This is a genomic window from Pedobacter sp. KBW06 (assembly GCF_003852525.1).
Lineage (GTDB): Bacteria > Bacteroidota > Bacteroidia > Sphingobacteriales > Sphingobacteriaceae > Pedobacter.
On record NZ_QAJL01000005.1, the window covers coordinates 210092 to 228512 of the forward strand.

An 18421-nucleotide genomic window follows, 5' to 3' on the forward strand; every position below is an offset into this window, starting at 1 on the left:
CCACATGAAAAAAACAATTCTAGTCATGGCAGTTTTTGCCATGCTTGCTTCCTGCAAGAAAAAATCCGACGAAGGAATTACCCCGCCGGATCGGAAAGAGCAATTATCGCCGGATATTAAGCTGGTCGTTACAGGGGCAACAGAAGAAAGTAAACCGCTGTATAAACGACCTGAAACCTACAATTTTTTAGGGTTTGGATACGATGTCACAGATAAGTTCGACGACGAAGCGTCAGTAAGGGCAAGTGTAGTTGACGTTTTGGCTTATGCTGCCAGTGGTTCTGATTTAGTGAGCATATCCAGAGGGACTGAAATTGCATGGAGAACTATTGAGGCTCAAAATGCAGCACACCTTTCACAACAATTTTCTTGGACATATAAAGAAACCAAAGATTTGAGGCTCTTTGGAAATACCATCGAAAAGATATTTCCCGGAACAGTCGCCACGGATAAAAAATATGTTTACGGATACTATTCCAATTACATGGTATGGAAAAGATATGAGTTTTATCCTGAGCAAACTGTAAATAAATTTCTGACAACTGGTTTCAGGAACGACATTACTTTACTAAGTGCCGAAGCGCTGATTCATAAATATGGGACACACGTTCTGGCCGGGATAAAAATGGGTTCAAAATTTGATGTTATTTATCAGGCTGAGGCCCCCGCCGGAAACAGGGGGTATGTTGTTATGGAAGGACTACGATACGCGATAAAAAGAACATTTGGCTTAATGACCGGCGCCATGGATGATGTGAACTTAGAGAACTTAAATGCAAATTCTAAGGCACAGATCTATTATAGCTCTATTGGAGGTGATGTGAGCAAGTTGAAAACTGAAACCATAAATAACAGACTGATGTTGAATATTACAGACTGGCGTTCGACTAATACAGAAGAAAATGCACGGTTTATTGGTGTTTTTAGGGATCGCCTGGTTCCACTGAATACTTTTATTGATGAGCCCCTTAAAAAAGCTGAGGTGAAATCTTATATCGAAAAATATCTTGCGGCTAAAGCGGTAAAGTTGACAAATTAAATTTATGGGGTAAATCCGGGAGGAATTTTCATTTCTTCCTTTGATTTACCCCATTTTTTTAATCAAAGCAACAAAACTAAAGGAAGAATGTATAATTAACGTGGCAAATGGTATCAAATATCTGGTGGTCTTACTACTAAGACCGATATGATAGCTCAATTTCATGTTCTATTGAAATATTGTTTTCAGCGTAAAGAGGAATAGAAGGCTTTATATTTCTTGCTTTTTTTACCGCGTCTAGGTGAATTTTGCTGATTGTGAAATTTCTTCTTTGATAAAATTTCAGGGCATGCAGATTGTCATTCGTCGTAATTAGCCACAATCTGGAAAAGCCTCCCTCTTTAAATTTCTGGACGACAGTATTGACAAGAGCGGTTCCGATTCCTTTATTCTCTGCAAAACTATCCAATGAAACAATTTCAATTTCATTGTTTTCTATGCAATAAGTAATAATTCCCAGTATCCCTTTTTCATTTTTATAGAGGTAGGATTCCAAATGGTCTATTTTATGAATTTTCCCATTGGAAATCATAAAATCGGTATTCCAGTTATCGATGAATAGTTTTTTAACTGTTTCTTTTTCTTCCCCGGTTACTTTCTCTACCATAATGTAAAATGCTTCAAATAGTTCATGAACGAAGCTAATCTAATCAATTTTGTTGACCTCAACTTAACCAATAACAATGGCCTGATGAGGCCGGTATAAAAACACCAATCGGGAAGTATAGACAGTATATCAGGAAGTACAGGTATCTCTAACCGCATTGCAGCCATCTACCTTTGTCGTATCACAATACAAAAACATCGACTATGATACACAGAAAATTAATTTGGCTTTCCCTTGCAGCTTTACCATTAATGGTTTCCGCCTGCAAAAAGGATAAAAGTGAAGGCACACCGACCGGCATGCCCTCAACGATTACCATTGAAAACGTGCTTGATTCCAGGCCACTCGTAGAATCCGGGACATTTAAAAATACCGGAGCTTCGCCCGTGATCATGCCAGGTGAAGCGATTTCCTTCGAATTCTCAGCAGCAAAAGGGCAGGCCCTTTCTTTTGCCACGATGTATGGCTGGTCCAATGACCTGTTTTTTGCACCTCAAAATCCGGGTATTACCTTATATAAAGCGGATGGAACACCCATTTCAGGAGATGTTTCCGAACAAATCAAACTCTGGGACAATGGAACACGTATCAACCAGGCTCCGGGAGCTGCAGTAAGCCATCCGGGTGCTGCCGAAACCAGCCCGGGGAACATTAGCCAGGTTATGGGAACCGATCTCCAGGGCAACCGCTACGCAGCAGCTTCATCTCTGATGAAAGCAACCCTGCAATACAAAGGCAATTCTACCTTCTCGCTGACCATCGAGAATACCTCAGGTGCAACAAGCAATCCAACGCCGTTCAGTCCGGGCGTATGGGCGATTTCTTACATCGCCGGCGGCAATCTTCTAAATCCAAATCCTTTATTTGAATCTGGCAAACCATCTGCAAACGGGCTTACCAGTATCGCAGAAATGGGCAACAATACCCCGCTGGCTGAGTACATCAAGGGCCAGACTGGTATCTTTACACCACTATCTCCGATCCTTGTTGTAGTTTACAATGGTATCGATAATCCCATTTATAAAATAGGAGAGAGCGATCGTGGTAAGGGGTTAAAAGAACTGGCCCAGAAAGGTGATGCAACTGGCCTGGCTGCCTATCTTAAAAACCTTAGCGGTGTAAAAGCGGTATACGTATTGCCTGCAGCAAATTCCACAATTTTACTTCCTAAAATCGGTGCTCAGGCAGGAAGCAGTGTATCACAACAATTGAGTGTTACTCAGGGCGACCGCCTGGCCATTGCAACCATGTATGGTTTCTCCAACGACTGGTTTTTCGCCTCTAAGGAAAACGGTGTAGATGCCAGTCAGAAAGGAGATATTTCGGGTTCTATCGCGTTGTACGATAACGGCACTGCCCTAAATCAATTCCCGGGAGCAGGGATCACGCAATTCAATCTTGCAGGAACACCCCTGGAAGAAAGTAAACCAATCCAGCTGGTACCGAATCCCAATACATTCACCACCTTACCGGATATCAATAAAATGATCAAAGTAACATTACAATAATTCAGTTCCGCAACAACTATAGAAGAGGGACGGAGATCGTTCCTCTTCTATTCAAACACTGAGAAACAAAAAACCTTCTGCATATCAACCGACTAATCAACAGATCAATGAAAATCAATAAAATAATCTCTCCTCTGGCTTTCTGTAACGCTATGACAATAGCGGGAATTGCAATATTGCTGATCCCGGGATTTGCAAGCGCCCAGGAAATGAAAAACAACGGCAATAAAATGAAAACAAGCACAGGAATGTCAATGGAAAAAAACATGGAGGAACAGCAGTATCGTATCCCTCAGCATCCCGAAGACATTAGCCCTTTGCTCATTGGCGAATCCATTCCAATGGTCACATTAAAAGATGTGAATGGAAAAAGCTTTGATCTCAGCCAGGCGATCAGCAGCAAGCCAACTATCCTTATTTTTTACAGGGGCGGATGGTGCCCTTATTGTACCAAACAGCTCTCGGGTCTTCAGGAATTACTTCCGGAACTGGAAACGATGGGTTATCAATTGATCGCCGTCAGTACGGATAGTCCTGATGAGTTGTCAAAGTCTCTGACCAAAGCACATTTAGGTTATACTTTACTATCTGACGCTGATCTGAATGTTTCCAAAAAAATTGGCCTCGCTTTCAAAGCACCAAAGGGATATTCAGAGATGTTATCGAAAACTACCGGAGGCCTGGATCAGGATTTGTTGCTCCCTGTTCCCTCGGTATTCATCCTGGACAAAACGGGGAAGATTCAGTATGAATACATCAACCCGGATTTTAAACAAAGGCTTAATCCTGAGTTGTTGAAAGTGGTAGCACAGACGATTTACAAAGCACTCTAGCTGTTATCCCTTATTAAAAAGTTGATATATTAGTGGATACCTGGGTTCCGGGCTAAATAACGAAAAGTAAAATGATCAGCGAATACAAAGAAAAGGGAACGCTGGGGCGTTTTGTCATGCACAGCAACAATGAACTGTTGTCCGGTAGGGGCTTGCGGGATCTTGATCCGGAACCCGTCAATACTTTCGTCTACAACAACGGAGCTCAGCAACAGGTAAAAATAGATGAGGTAACCTACACCATGCCCGGAGGCAGCATTCTGCCATTGGTTTCTAACCAGCACTTTCAGTTCGAACGTCCGGAAGAACTGGTGGCCTGGCAATTCAACCGCGAATTTTACTGTATCCTTAACCACGATAAGGAGGTAGGATGTGTGGGCTTTCTTTTCTATGGAATCCAGCATCCGATGTTTATCGAACTGGAGCCTGGAGAGATGGCAGAAATAGAGCACTTGTCCAGTGTATTTTCCCGTGAGCTTCAGGTAAGAGATAACTTTCAGGGGGAAATGCTCCGGACATTGCTCAAAAGGGTGATTATCAAGACTACCCGGATTGCCAAACAGCAAAGCGAAAGCTACCAGCTATTCCCGGATGAGAAAATGGACCTGATCAGACAGTTTTCACTAATCCTTGAAGGGAATTTCAAACAGCAGCATGAGGTTAGGTTTTATGCCGGAGTATTGAACAAATCGCCTAAGACGCTCAGCAATTCCTTTGCACTGCTAAAGCAACCTGCACCCTCAGTCCTTATACGAAAAAGGATCGTCCTCGAAGCCAAAAGGTACCTGCATTATACCGATAAATCGGTGAAGGAAATCGCCTATGAACTGGGATTTGAAACGCCCGCGCATTTCAGTCGTTTTTTCAAACAGTATTCCGGAAACAATGCTTCCGAGTTTAGGATTAAAGAAGGATAGAGATTCAAATGTTCTATCCTTCCCCTGATTTGTAAAGCATTGTTTTTAAAGGCTTAAGGTGGTTCGTCTTTTTAACAATTTTATCTGTCACTACAAAAGCAACATTCCAGCAACAATAACCGCCAATATCTTTAATATAAAAAATAAAATTCTAATCCAGCTGATGGGGCGCTGTCCGATTACTTCTCCGGTACTGGCATTAACCGTAAACTGATAAACTTTGTTGTTGTAAGAATAAGCACTGGCCCATACTGGCAGCATGATGTATTTTATGGCCTTGTTAAGGTAATCCGTTTCGATGTCGCCAATCTCCTGTCGGTCGCCGCCAATATCCTGGTTTATAGCATACCTGATTTGGTCTTTTGTCTGTTCAATAGCCATCAATAACCCTTGTTGAGGATCAACCTGATAGGTTTCAGAGCGGAAACCACTCATGTAACGTTCGTCGAACTTAACCAACATCTTGAAATTCCAGGGAGCCAGTTTGTTTAATGTTTTAGGTGGAAGCGATTTACTGGCAGGTACAATGAGGTCATTAAAGCTGCAGTTTACCTTACCTGAGACCGCCCACCATTGGGTATGTTGTACCTCCCTTGTCCTGTTTTCTGTTTTGCCTTCAACCGTAACCGTATAATTTTCTGTTGTGTAGTAATACTCGCCACGCCTTCCGTTATAACCGGTAGTGGTGTCCGTATCATAGGTCCAGTGTGGCAGGTAAATTCCTTGAAGGCCGGAAGAACTGCTGTTTACCTCTTTTGCCAGATCCTTTGGTGCCCACCAAAGCCCCTTGAGCCATTTTTGAAAATAGTCAATGCCTTGTTGCTTGTTAATTTCAAAGGGTAAAATGTAATGTGGCGGCAAATACTGCTGTCCATCTTCCGGACTCAATACCAATGGCGCTGCACAAAACGAGCATTTATCTGATGTGGTAAAAGCGCTTAATGTAGTTTGTGAACCGCAATTACTGCAGTTGACTACTTTCATATCGTCGCTCTTTTTATTCTCACTGAGATGATCTATAAAACGATCATAATCAACAGATTGGATTGCCCTATCTGTTTGATCAGTTTCAATAGCATTGCGCTCGCCGCAATGATCGCATTTGAGGCTCCTGCTGCCTGGTGCAAAGTACAGCAATGCACCACAACCATTGCATTTTAGAGATGGATTAATGGTACCCGGACTAATCGTATTGTTCATGAAATTAAGCTAGGGGTGGTGGTTCATGGTCAAAAAGTTCAGTCACCGACCCGGCCGGAGCCCATGTCGCCATTCCTTTTTTCCAAACCTGAGTTTCTCTGTTGATCACATTAGAGGCAATCAGGGTTTTTATTGTAGCAAGAGTGTGAGGGCCATCTGGCTTTCCTTCTTTTGCAAAATGATATTCCACCACATCCAGCGCTGGTGGCAGGTCAGGGGCTTTTGTATTGGGGTCAAACTGGTTTTGCTGAAAAATATTGCCTACCTGTCCCATCATAGCTGCACCAACGCCAAGTCCCATACCTGCTGCACCAAGGTTCCCCCCGATGGAGTTTTCCGCCGACTTTTCTATCGCATTTGCTGCCTGAAACTGTGCATAAGCACCCAGGTTTCCTATGATGCCCATTTGACTGCGTTTGTCAAGTGCCTGTTCTACTTCAGGTGGCAAAGAGACATTTTCAACAAGTAACTTGCTCAGGCTAAGCCCGAGTTCGGTAAAATCAGGCTGTATATTTTGCGTAATCAGGAGGCCCATTTCAGTGTAATTGGCTGCAAGATCAAGTACCGGTATTTTAGACTCGGCTATTGCATCCATAGTACGGGAGATGACTGTATTACGCAGCTGCTCATTAATATCTTCGGTACTAAAATTAGGATTCGTTGCAGCGATTTGAGTAAGAAATGCTTTAGCATCCAGTACTTTAAAGCTAAATGAGCCAAAAGCACGCAGGCGAACAGGTCCGAACTCAGCGTCACGTACCATCACCGGATTTTTAGTACCCCATTTCTGATTTACAAAAAGACGCATGCTCACAAAATAAACATCTGCCTGAAAGGGACTGTTAAACCCGTATTTCCAACTTTTCAGCGTTGTCAAAATCGGGATGTTCTGAGTACTTAGCTCGTACATCCCCGGACTGAATACATCAGCTATTTGGCCTTCGTTCATAAAAATGGCAACCTGCGATTCTCGCACTGTAAGTTTAGCGCCCATTTTTATCGCGTTGTCATTACGGGGAAATTTCCAAACTAAAGTGTCCTGACTGCTGTCTACCCACTCGATAACATCTATAAATTCGTCTAATAATCTGCTAAATAATCCCATGGAGTGATAATTTGTAATTTTTGATAAAATTAGTTTTATTCTTCAATCTATCAAGTATTAACTTTATCGATACGCACTAAAAAGGTTTACAGATTATAAATTACCGGACAATGTACGTTAGCACTAAATAAAAAAGTTTTATGCTTTTACCCTGTGCGCTACAGGCCCCTTATTTTGTGTTGGCTTAATTGATAATTTCTCCATGATTATTGGCCAGCTTTTCGCGCCATTTCCGGAGTTCTTCAGGCGCTGTTCTTTCCCAGTCTGTCACTTCACCAACAATCTTCAATGGTGATTCTGAACGATAGGAACGTGTTGGATTACCCGGAAATTTCTTATCTGTAACATTCGGATCATTTTCAAAACTTCCTGTCGGTTCAACGATATAAACACGTTCAGGTCCATCACTTTTTGCCAGTGCAGCAGCGAGCCCTGCACCATTAACAAGAGCGGTGAAGTAGATGTGATTCATTTTGAGTTCAGGTTTATAGTTAGAATTGCCTCCTGCGATCAACGAATCGCCAACTTGCAAATCTGCTTTTGTTCCATGATAAAAAGGACCATTATCAGATGGGTTTTCATTAAACGAAGTTGCCAATTCATAATTTTCTTTTGCCTTTTCAGGATCACCTGATTCTTCATAACATTTGGCAATATTCGAATAAAGGGCAGGAAAGGCACTCGCTACTGTGTTGTTATTTACTTTCAGTGCAAACTGGAGCGCCGTTTCCAGCCATTGTAATTTATCAGAAGTATTTTTTTGATGCCTGGCTACATAATGAGCAGCAATAAATTTTTCCAGGTCTTCTGTCGCCTCATTCCAGGCTTGAAGAAAAAGTTTTCCTGCTTCTTCAGCTTTGCCATTTTCTTCCATTGCCATGCCTTGAAGGCAGAGTTTAACTACATTATTGAAGGGGTTGAATTCCATTTGCCAATTTTTACCTATGAAGGTAACATCTGAAACCTACAATCCCAAATGGAAGAAGGGATTGAAGAAGCGCATTAACCAAGTTTTTTTCTCAGCCATTTACGAACCGGCTCATCATACCATTTCAAACTGACATAGGCCAAAATAATACTGGCTACCAGGATCAACAACGCGTAAGGCCAGGCCTGCACGATGGTCGTAACTTTATGATTGCTGATCCAGGCCACGTAAAAATACACCAGCGGATAATGCAACAGGTAAAGCGGATAAGATATATCACCTAAGAATTGGCAGGTTCTACGTTCAGCCCGACTATGTACTACACCGCTGGCACCCAGATAAACAATGAGTGGAAAAATAATGATGATACATACTGATTCATAAATCCCGTTCATCCAAACATGTTCGGCACCACCTATACGCGGCATATATAATACCAGGGCGATCATAAGGCTGCACCATAAAAAGGCATGCTTAATGCGAATCGGCTTAGCTACCCTTGAAAGCAGCAGACCTGCAAAGAAAGGAAACATCGTCCGGGTAACTCCCACACGTACCTGTTCCAGGTTTAATGTCCAGCCACCACTGACATCTCCGGCGGGGCTGGTGATGGCCAAATGTGCAAGCGCTATAGCCGCAATCAAAACCAGGATCCCCAGCGCTGTTTTTGACAACTTTCTGATGCCGATGGCGTACATAATATTGGCAAGGTATTCAAAGAACAATGACCAGCCTACACTATTGAGCGGGTGCATTTCCTGCCAGCCACGGATATCCATTGACAAGGGAACAGGCAGAACAGTATAACCAATGAGCATCACCAGCAGCATTTTCCATAGCGGAACGGTATGGATAAGCGGCCAGATCGTAGAATCTGTAAAATAGAACCCAATGGCCCCAAGCGTCATCCCCAATACCACCATCGGCTGAAGCCGTTCGATCCGGCGTTTAAAGAAAGTGCCCATGCTCATTTTATGCCAGCGGTCGTCATAAGCATAACCGATCACAAAACCCGACAACAGAAAGAAAAAGTCAACGGCAAGGTAGCCATGGTTCACCAGAATATCCAGATGCCCGGTTCCCAAGGGCTCAGTCAGGTGAAAGGTAACAACGATAATGGCTGCGACCCCACGTAATCCATCCAATATTGGGTAATGCGGTTTTGCGGAAAGCTGATTGTTATTCATTAGTCTCTGTATCTGGAACGTAGGGTTTAACAACAACAGGCTTAAAATTTAAGTTACTGTTAACGGAGGGCTAAAATTAAATAAATAGCCTGTCTGAGCTTGATCAAATCGTCTCAAAATCCAGCCAAATAGTCTCATTTTCTAAGTACGAACCTATCTCGTCCTTACTTAAGATTTAAAAATAAATTGTATATTAATAGTAAATACATTTAGGTATTTTAATTAAACGGATCATGAATGAGTTTTTCTTGATGGAAAGAGTTAAGGAACTTAGAAAGCAGCTTTATAATAAGCAGTTAAGGCAGGCTGAAATTGATAAGATCGTAACCGAAATTGCCCCATTTAAAAACATTTTAGTGCCTAATGACGGCGCCGAGCCCTTACTGATCGTTGATAAAAACGGTGAGAGTTTAAATATTGAAGCCCCAAGATGGATGTGTCATTTATTAGGCCTGAAACATAAAGCCGTTCATTTATTACTCTATAGCAGGAATGATGTGATGGACCTGGTTTTTATTTTACAGGTCAGGTCTTTTACAAAGTTTGAATATCCTGGCCATTTAGACATCTCTGTAGGAGGACACGTTGTTGGCCGTGAATCCTCTCATAGAACGGTATTGAAGGAGATGGAAGAGGAGTTAGGCATTCCATTAGGCTTATTATTAAACTCAAATTTTCACCATATCAACAGCTATATGGTAGAAGATATAAAACCTGAAATGAATTTATACAACTATGAACAGAGAGAATTATATATCGCCGAAATAGATAGTAAATCAATCTCGGCAATCAATTTTAAAGACAACGAAGTTGTAGGCCTATACCTTTGTACCCTGAATTCTGTAAAAGATCTTTTAGATCACAGCACGCTCCCTTTAACCCATGCACTCAAAGAATCCTTGCCAAAATGTCTGAATTTTTTAGCAAATGAACATCCAAATTATATATTGGTGTAATAGCGCCTAATGTTCATTTTGTTCACTATTCGAAAAAGATATACTTAATATTCATAATTTATTACTTTTATTATAATCATAAACCTAGTTAAACCTATCATCATCAGGTGGTTAATTTTTATAATTACATCCATAGTACGCTTGTCGAATCACAAGGTGATGAACTCATCTTCTGGCCGGGACCGGATCATAGCAGAGGGCTCACTAACGGAGATTTACTGCAGCAGGTCTCTAACTTTCGTCATTTATTACAACCACATCTGCAACCGGGAGCCACTGTTTTGCTGGCAATTCCGGCTAGTGTTGATTCCATCAACGCAGTGTTGGCGATACAAAGTATCGGCGCAGTGGCTGTTATTCCTCCGGCAAAAGCAGGTTTAAAGGTACTCCTGTCTACCATCAAAAAACAACACATTAAGGTGGTCGTCGGGAAAAAAAAAGCGGGAGTATTACCATACTTTCTCCTGAAGCTGATCGGGATCAAATACCTGTATGTTGATCATACCCTCAAAAGATCTACAACATGGCAACCGCAACAGGTATTACCTGAGCAGCCTGCATTGGTTACCTATAGTTCCGGAACAACAGGGGAACCTAAGGGGATTTTCCGGAGCCATCAGGTATTTTCTGCCCAGCATCTGCTGATCAAAAAACTGTTTCCTGCCGACAAAGGACTTCGTGATTTCCCCTTATTTCCTAATGTAATCCTGCACAATCTGGCCTCTGGTCTGGTGAGCATTTTACCGGATATACCAGGATTCCAAATGGCTGCATTAGATCCGGCCAGGATCATTGCACAACTCGAATCTCAACGGATCGAACGGCTCACAGGTAACGTATTCTATTTAAAAAATCTCCTCCGTTTTTTAAAAGATGCAACCTGGTCATTTCCTTCCGTAATGACAGTGGTTATCGGTGGCGCTCCGGTGCCTTTAGACCTTATACCTGCATTGCGCCCATACTTTCCTGAGGCTTCGTTTTATATCGTTTACGGTTCCTCCGAAGCCGAACCTATTGCGATAAGGCAGGTAAACGCACTGCCGGAAGATCCATTGAACGGTTACGCAGTTGGTACGCCTGTTGAAGAACTGGAGTTCAGGATTTGCAGGACGGTTAACATACAAACACCCGCGGGATCTTTTAGTGCAGGAGAGATCGAAGTAAAAGGGAAGCATGTAGCCACCACTAAAGCAGGAGGCTGGTTAAGTACAGGAGATATCGGTTATCTCAGTACGGAAAATAAGCTTTTCCTCACGGCCAGGATCGGCAACGAAAAAGCACATCAGGGGATCATGCATTTCCAGATTGAACACCTGCTGGTAATACAGACAGGAGTACATCAGGCTGCTGCAATAGCTGAGGAAGAGGGTTTCAAAATCTTTGTCCAGGGACAACTTGGCAAGGTCGAAATACAACAAATTCTATACACACATTTTTCGCCGGAAATTATTAAAAGTATCTCATTCATCGCCCAAATGCCAATGGACAACAGGCATTATTCCAAAGTGCTTTACCATAAACTGAAATAAATGAAATCAGAATTTACACAGCTCAACCTGGATCTCATTCGTTATTCCCTCGTATGGGAAGACAGTTGTGCCTTGTATGATGCACTCGAAATTGACCCTGCTGACCATCTGCTGGTGATTACTTCTGCCGGATGCAATGTGTTAAATACATTGCTGAAAGGACCCGCCAGTGTCACTGCTATCGATCTGAATCCTTTTCAAAACAAGTTGCTGCTGTTAAAAACACACATCATTCTAAACCATGACTACGAGGTGTTTTATGCCTTATTGGGTTTCGCCGGTAAAACAGCCCTGAATGATGCCCTGAATGCCTTACTGAAAACGCTGGCTCCGGACGAAAGGTCATTCTGGTCCGCATTCTTTGAGGAACATCCAGACGGCCTGCTGACTTCCGGAAAGCTTGAAAAATACATTACCTCATTTTATGATACACTTGATGAGAACCTCCGGCAGAAGCTTCAGCAGCTGGTTCGTTTCGACGATATTCAGGCGCAATACACCTTCTTTAAGGCCGAGTTGGATAACAGTGCTTTTAAATCTGCATTCATCACCTATTACAGCGACGAGAATTTACAGCAGGGGCGTGATTCAACCTTACTGAGATATGCTTCGGAACCGATAGGGCCAACTTTTTATGACCGGCTTTTAAAACAGGTCAAATCTGCCTTAGTGAGGGATAATTTCCATTTTCGTTTTTTCTTCTTTGGGCAGCAAAACCTACCCGAAGAGCTGCTGCCTCCCTGTTACCAAAGGGTAAATTATACATTTTTAAGAGAACAGCTTGGTAAAATGCAGGTGATTGAAGGGGAAGCCATGGGCTACCTGCTCTCTAAGTACGGTAGAGCCATCAATAAGGCTGCACTTTCCAATATATTTGAATACATCAGTCAGGAAGAGTTCGGTTGTATTTGCAGAGCGCTGGCTAAAGAACGGGAAGATCATCTTCGGATCGTATTCTGGAACCTGCTGAATGGTCAGGGGGAAGGCCGGCAGCCCATCGATAATCACATCCTAATCAAAAGGAGACCCTTATCTCCCGAAAGCAGTTTCTATTTTAAAAATATCATCCGGCTGGAATGTATCCCTGAAAGGGTAAAACCTATAGTAACCTAAATGAAAGGGCGTTAATCCCTAAGTATTTTTTCGTACAAGGCATATTTAGCAGATTCATAAGGGACATGATTTGAAAAATGAGCTGAATAATTATCTGAGCGCATCAGGCAAACCAGGACATCCTCATAAATCCCCTCTATCAGTGAGGTCATTCCATAGGCACCCATGTAATTTAATAATCCCTGTCTCCTGAAATCAGGATGTACACCAAAGGTCTTGGCCATTAAAGTTTTATGAGGTAGTTTTTCAAAATCCCTGATAAAATGAGGCTCCTTTATCAACGGATATAAAGCATGATAATTCGGCTGGCACAAGCTGATCGCCACCAATTGCCCGGATTCCTGATCTCTGACGAGCAGGGAACTGTGTGGGCATAATTTTTCAGAAAACTGATCGCTGTAGATCAATTGAAACTGTTCATAAGAAATGGCCTTATAAAAAGGGTTTGCCTTAAAAATGAGGTGCATCAATTCAAAGATATCATGCGCGTATAATGCCCAGTTTTCCGGGTTCAAAGTTATAAAATCGAATGGGATCTGACCAATTGTCTTTACAAATGAATCCTTACTGGCAAAAAGGGCAGGCAGGTTTTTTCTGAAGATCAGACGCGTTTCGTAGGTCAGTTTCTCCCGGAAACCAATGGCCGATAAAAGGTCAGGGTAGTAGCCGGGGTTAACCGGTTCCTTGTCAAACATTCCCCAGCTCGGTACATCTCCCACACGCAGGCGATTAGGCTGAAATGTATTGAAATTGATTGGGCCAGTCAGACTGAGGCTTCCTTTTTTCAAGGCATCATTCTTCAATAAACCGAATGCTTCAGTGTGCAGTTTCTGATCATCCATACTTTCCCAAAAGCCAAAATATGCGTTTGCTGCTTTCTTTGGGAAGATTCCCGTTAACCTGAAGTGTTCATGATCGGTATATATAATAATGTCATGATGAGCGGCCTCCATCTCAAAAAGTGACCTGATGGCTTCCGCTTCTTCCATCGGTTTTACCAATGATTTTCCATAAATTTTCTCTGGGATCTCAAAAAAGCTATCCGGGATACTGTCTTGATATACAATGCGCTCAATTCGGCTCATCATCAATTATTTTTATGATACCAGATGTTCCGTTCATGCTGATGCGCTGTCCGCTGCTTAGTTTATTGGTCAGACCGGGGATATTGATAATTGCAGGGATCCCAAATTCGCGGAGCAGGATAACAGAATGTGAAAGCGCAGAGCCTTTTTCTATCAGAACCGCTTTACATGTGGGAAAAAGTGCAACCCAACCCGGATCAGTACGTAAAGCGCAGACAATTTTTCCGTTCACATCCAGGTCATCTTCCGGCCCTCTGATAATGATCACTTCGGCAGTAACCGCTCCAGGTACACAGCCAGTTCCACGCAACGTATATGGATCATCATCAATTACTTCAACCAGTTTATTGCGGGGAGCCGGAACAATAACACGCGCAGGTACTTCTTCAAGCTTGTAGCCCTCAAATGTTTTCTTTCGCTCCGCTATAACAGCTGCTGTCTGAGGCAGTTCTTCATGAAGGAGCAACGTATGGATTTCAGGTTCTGTCAGGTAGAAAATATCATCCGCTGATGATAAAACGCCGGATTGCATAAGAAGGCTTCCTGCTTTCAGGTAAAGTGTACGGTACATTCCAAACATACGGGTCCTTTCCAGGCGCATCGCTTCCCGGTATTGGATCCCTTCCTGCAGCTTGCGTAAACTGCGGTGAAGGCCCCGCTTTAAGAAATAGGACCGGTTTTGCAGGAGATCCTCCAGTTCCCGCGCTGCAGACTCATGCAGGTGCGCTGAAGCGGATGTTTGAAAGGTGTTTTCGGTACTCAGGTAGTTGCGCAGGTAACTGTAAAAGATGCGGGGCGATAACCGCATGGTCACCGTCTCTAGTTTCAATTCACCTACGGTTCTGTCGCCGTAAGTATGTATAAAATCATTTACTGTAGCGTAAAACTTTGGGAATTGCATTTTTATTAACTCATGTACATCTGCCGGCAGTTGAATGATCAGTGCCTTCAACTCAGGTTGCGGCATCGCTTCAAGTGCAATTTTTTGCATCACCACAGCAGGCTGGGCACTTTCAATTTGCTGATTACCGGAAAAATACCTGCTTACAAACTCTTCAGGCTCCTGGATTCCCGCTTTGATTAACTTTCGCCGTACCTTCCCGTTCATCATCATGACATAAAAATCGTTCACAATAGGAGTGGTCCAGTGTTTAAGCAATGCCTCATCCAGCGCTTTTATCTGTTCCACTATTTCCGAACCTTTGGTCCAGGTCGGTAACCGCTGGTAAAAAAGATCATAGTAAGCGCTAAAATGATCGTGAAAGATAACTACGAGCCTATCCAGCTTTCTGAAGGCAAGCAGGAGCCTCGATAAGCTTGTCAAAAACATGGGCATTAATTTCAGCTTTTCGGCAAATGATTTTTTAGTATCACTGATGAAATCTACAGGATCTTCCAGCCCCATCATGCGTTCCATATCTTCCTTATTCTGCTTAAAAGAGGGCAGAACCTGCAGGCCCCGATACCAGTTGTTGATGTTATAATAGATCCGGCCTTTCACCAGACCGAGCAGGTTCTCCAACACAGGCTGATAGGTTTTGGCCATCTTTTCCGGCACAGAAAGCAAGATCATAGTTTGTTGGTATACAGTAAAATAAACCCTTTGGGCGAAGCTAAAAGTTAAAGGTGTAGTCACGCCGCAATAGCTCTCCTGTATATTTGAATTATCGTAAACGATAATCTGGGGAATAACCTGAGTGATATGGCGCGACTGCACAAAGTACAGTTCATTGTCCTCTATCACAAATTCTATGTCCTGTGGATGGCCGTTCCATTTTTCCAGCGCTATTGAGACCGTAAACAACTGCTGCAGTTGTGCATCTGTAAGACATGGAATATTTTTCCGGATAGGATCAACATCCACCAACTGAGCACCTCGCTGCTGGTCAAGCTTAAATTGTTGCTCCTTAACGGCTATAATTTGATGTGTAACGGAACCGTCCTTCTTTAATAAATAAAACTCATCCGGATCCAGTTCCCCATCCACCAAACCCTCACCTAAACCCCATACGGCATGAATTGCCATTTCTTCGGGATACTGTGGATAGGTGGAAAAAACCACGCCGCTTGAATCTGAATTTAACTGTTTTTGTACAATTACGGCAGGTTGGGCCAGGTTTGACAATGACCGCTGCGCCCGGTAGGCAATCGCCTCCTGTGAGTAGGCACTTGCGGCGCAGTGTGCAATAGCCTGCAGAAGGTCATTAAAATCCCTGAGATTGGGATAAGAGCTCATGATACCGGCAAAAGCATCCTGTGCACCATCTTCATCAGCAATGGAGGAACGCACAATCACGCTTTGTTCTGGAAAGCCCCATCCGGCTAATATTTTTTTTAGTCTTTGCTGATCTTCTTCATGAAGTGTAAATTGAAGCAGTGCATCTTTGATATTACTCACAGCTAAACCTTGTTGCGAAATCAGGGGACTAAAATTTTCAGCAGGTATGACAAGAAAATCGGGTACATTGATTCCTGTCTCCAGCAGTTTGACCAGGCCTTTAGCCTTACCGCCAATGGTGAGCCCACTGTCTCTTTTTACCGGATAGAGGATCGTCATGTGAATTGTGTTTCTATAATAATAGACAGGTAGCTGACCAGCATAAATAAAGACACAAATAATTCGGCCAGCCGGAGGTTTTTTTCTACCGGATGTTTAACCATTTTTGCATATAGGATACAGGTAAGCAGGTACAACAAACAGATGATGAGGTAAGCCCAAAGGGCTGCCTGAATACTGTGGAGCAAATAGTACTGAACAAAAACACCTCCAAGCAAAAATAAGAGTACACAGACAATGGAAGTTTTATAACCTATCGATTGAGAATAGGAGTCGACGGTTGCTCTTTCGGCATTTGGTGCGTGGATCTTTCTCGCAAGTTCAAAGCAAAAGCCGCCAAACAGACTTAATCCCCCTAAAAAAAATAAAGAGGGATGTAGCAGGTCAGGATTATAGGCAGACCATACCCACAACATAATAAGCGGCATAATCAACATATGGGTACAGGCGTATAAAAATAGCCTGGGCTTTAAAAAGGAGCTGACAAAAAACTCATAACGCATCAGTACACTGTAAGCCAGGGCTACCAGCCAGCAAATAATAGTCGCAGGCCCGTTCCAATAACTCCACAGGAGTTCAAATACGGAAAGGACTGCCGAAATAATAAACAATTGTTTTAAGGTAATGCGGCCCGACTGTAATACCCGGCCGGGATGATTGAGGTTGTCAATCTGGAGATCTTTTACTTCATCAAATACCCGGAGCCTGAAAAAGAAGGAGATTGCGGCTATGACACCCAGCAATTCCCTGATACTGACAGGACTGGGGGAAATGGCAAAGTAGGAGGCCACAGAGTAGGCTGTAAAAAAAACAATTGCAAACAGCATGATGTGAACCGGAGGAAACCGTTCCTTAAAATAGGCAATGACATTGATTGCGTTCATCTAACTAAGATAGCAATATGTTAATCTGGGCCATTTAAAGGATGAAAAATGAATAAATTGAACAAAAAGACCTGCAAGAAATGTATTTGAGGCCAGCTGAATTTTAGATCTTCCACTTTCAATGAAAATTAATATCTTGTGCCGATTTAAATGAACAACCATACTACGCTCAATTCAAGTATTTATGCTACATAAAAGGCGGTAAAACCACTTGTAAAACGCAACAGTAAAATTTACAAAGCAAAAGCAGATAATTACATGAACGGGCTTGATCCTACTGAGAAAAATCAAACACTGAAACGAATCAATTCATCTTATATAATTCATGAAATACAGCACCTTTTACACCTGGAAAGTGGATTTTTATTCACTGTAAAACAGCTGCTCCTTAAACCGGGGAAATTAGTCAGGAGTTTCATTTTTGAAGACAGAAGTAAAATTACAAAGCCGGTGATATTTTTAATATTTTCAGCGGCATTATTAACGCTTACTTTTCACTTTTTTCATGTCAAATATGAATTCTTCTCTTTAAATCAAAAGATAGGGAATATTGACAGCTTTTTAGAAAAGAAAGCAATTAGTGAATGGGTCAATGCTCACATTGGTTATACTTCACTTGCTATAGGATTCCTTATCGCGTTATGGACAAGAATATTTTTTAAAAAGCATAAGTATAACATTTTTGAAATTACAGTTTTACTTTGCTATTCAATTGGTCAGGCATTATTGATCATGAGTTTATTTGCTTTACTGGCCTTCGCTTTTAAAATAAATGCACTCGTATTAATTGGAACCTTTATAGGGTATTTTTATGTTTTTTGGTCAATAGGACAGTTTTTTGGTGAAAGACAGCTTATAAATTATGTTAAATCGCTAATATGCTGTGTACTAGGGACGATCTCTTTCCGGATGGTTTTAATACTGCTCGCTTATATTTTCTATCATTTAGGCATAAAATAGCAAGATCTGCAAC

The 18421-nt window shown here is 42.3% G+C and carries 16 protein-coding genes; 8 read left to right on the forward strand and 8 right to left on the reverse strand.

What is annotated here, in order from left to right; all coding sequences use genetic code 11:
- The first annotated feature begins 4 nt into the window (after window positions 1-4).
- Window positions 5-1039, forward strand: coding sequence for an MAC/perforin domain-containing protein (locus DBR43_RS27115; protein ID WP_158622608.1), 1035 nt, complete (start codon window positions 5-7; stop codon window positions 1037-1039).
- 136 nt (window positions 1040-1175) lie between these two features.
- Here DBR43_RS27115 and DBR43_RS27120 read toward each other — a convergent pair whose 3' ends face one another.
- On the reverse strand, window positions 1176-1646 hold the full coding sequence (locus DBR43_RS27120; RefSeq protein ID WP_124586474.1) for a GNAT family N-acetyltransferase: 471 nt from the start codon (window positions 1644-1646) through the stop codon (window positions 1176-1178).
- Between the two features lie 203 nt (window positions 1647-1849).
- Here DBR43_RS27120 and DBR43_RS27125 point away from each other — a divergent pair, with 203 nt between their 5' ends.
- The 3 genes from DBR43_RS27125 to DBR43_RS27135 all read left to right on the forward strand — a co-directional run bounded on the left by DBR43_RS27125 (window position 1850) and on the right by DBR43_RS27135 (window position 4904).
- Complete coding sequence (locus tag DBR43_RS27125; RefSeq protein ID WP_124586475.1) at window positions 1850-3154, forward strand: spondin domain-containing protein; 1305 nt, start codon at window positions 1850-1852, stop codon at window positions 3152-3154.
- A 107-nt stretch (window positions 3155-3261) separates the two neighbouring features.
- A complete protein-coding gene (locus DBR43_RS27130) occupies window positions 3262-3987 on the forward strand; it encodes a peroxiredoxin-like family protein (protein ID WP_233603235.1) in 726 nt (241 codons plus the stop codon).
- Between the two features lie 71 nt (window positions 3988-4058).
- Window positions 4059-4904: an AraC family transcriptional regulator gene (locus DBR43_RS27135; RefSeq protein WP_124586476.1), complete on the forward strand. Its 846-nt coding sequence runs from the start codon at window positions 4059-4061 to the stop codon at window positions 4902-4904.
- A gap of 90 nt (window positions 4905-4994) precedes the next feature.
- On the opposite strand, the gene DBR43_RS27140 is transcribed toward DBR43_RS27135, so the two are convergent.
- The 4 genes from DBR43_RS27140 to DBR43_RS27155 all read right to left on the reverse strand — a co-directional run bounded on the left by DBR43_RS27140 (window position 4995) and on the right by DBR43_RS27155 (window position 9324).
- A complete protein-coding gene (locus DBR43_RS27140; RefSeq protein WP_124586477.1) occupies window positions 4995-6104 on the reverse strand; it encodes a zinc finger domain-containing protein in 1110 nt (369 codons plus the stop codon).
- 4 nt (window positions 6105-6108) lie between these two features.
- A complete protein-coding gene (locus tag DBR43_RS27145; protein WP_124586478.1) occupies window positions 6109-7209 on the reverse strand; it encodes an SPFH domain-containing protein in 1101 nt (366 codons plus the stop codon).
- 184 nt (window positions 7210-7393) lie between these two features.
- Entirely contained in the window at window positions 7394-8137 is a 744-nt protein-coding gene (arr, locus tag DBR43_RS27150; RefSeq protein WP_124586479.1) for an NAD(+)--rifampin ADP-ribosyltransferase, read from the reverse strand.
- 74 nt (window positions 8138-8211) lie between these two features.
- Window positions 8212-9324, reverse strand: coding sequence for an acyltransferase family protein (locus DBR43_RS27155; RefSeq protein ID WP_124586480.1), 1113 nt, complete (start codon window positions 9322-9324; stop codon window positions 8212-8214).
- A 233-nt stretch (window positions 9325-9557) separates the two neighbouring features.
- Here DBR43_RS27155 and DBR43_RS27160 point away from each other — a divergent pair, with 233 nt between their 5' ends.
- The 3 genes from DBR43_RS27160 to DBR43_RS27170 all read left to right on the forward strand — a co-directional run bounded on the left by DBR43_RS27160 (window position 9558) and on the right by DBR43_RS27170 (window position 12922).
- The gene (locus DBR43_RS27160) at window positions 9558-10280 is read left to right on the forward strand and encodes an NUDIX domain-containing protein (protein ID WP_124586481.1); all 723 of its coding nucleotides are present in this window, start codon (window positions 9558-9560) and stop codon (window positions 10278-10280) included.
- Window positions 10281-10387: 107 nt separating this feature from the next.
- Complete coding sequence (locus tag DBR43_RS27165; RefSeq protein WP_124586482.1) at window positions 10388-11809, forward strand: AMP-binding protein; 1422 nt, start codon at window positions 10388-10390, stop codon at window positions 11807-11809.
- A complete protein-coding gene (locus DBR43_RS27170) occupies window positions 11810-12922 on the forward strand; it encodes a DUF3419 family protein (RefSeq protein ID WP_124586483.1) in 1113 nt (370 codons plus the stop codon).
- Window positions 12923-12933: 11 nt separating this feature from the next.
- Here DBR43_RS27170 and DBR43_RS27175 read toward each other — a convergent pair whose 3' ends face one another.
- Genes DBR43_RS27175 through DBR43_RS27185 form a run of 3 tightly spaced genes read right to left on the reverse strand, consistent with a single transcriptional unit; the run spans window position 12934 to window position 17448 of the window.
- The gene (locus DBR43_RS27175) at window positions 12934-14010 is read right to left on the reverse strand and encodes a hypothetical protein (RefSeq protein ID WP_124586484.1); all 1077 of its coding nucleotides are present in this window, start codon (window positions 14008-14010) and stop codon (window positions 12934-12936) included.
- Window positions 13994-16564, reverse strand: a complete 2571-nt coding sequence (locus DBR43_RS27180; protein WP_124586485.1) for a PEP/pyruvate-binding domain-containing protein — start codon at window positions 16562-16564, stop codon at window positions 13994-13996. Before DBR43_RS27180 ends, DBR43_RS27175 begins: the two co-directional genes overlap by 17 nt.
- Complete coding sequence (locus tag DBR43_RS27185; RefSeq protein WP_124586486.1) at window positions 16561-17448, reverse strand: UbiA family prenyltransferase; 888 nt, start codon at window positions 17446-17448, stop codon at window positions 16561-16563. Before DBR43_RS27185 ends, DBR43_RS27180 begins: the two co-directional genes overlap by 4 nt.
- A gap of 258 nt (window positions 17449-17706) precedes the next feature.
- Between DBR43_RS27185 and DBR43_RS27190 the strand changes: the two genes are divergently transcribed.
- Complete coding sequence (locus DBR43_RS27190; protein ID WP_124586487.1) at window positions 17707-18408, forward strand: DUF3667 domain-containing protein; 702 nt, start codon at window positions 17707-17709, stop codon at window positions 18406-18408.
- Window positions 18409-18421: the final 13 nt, after the last annotated feature.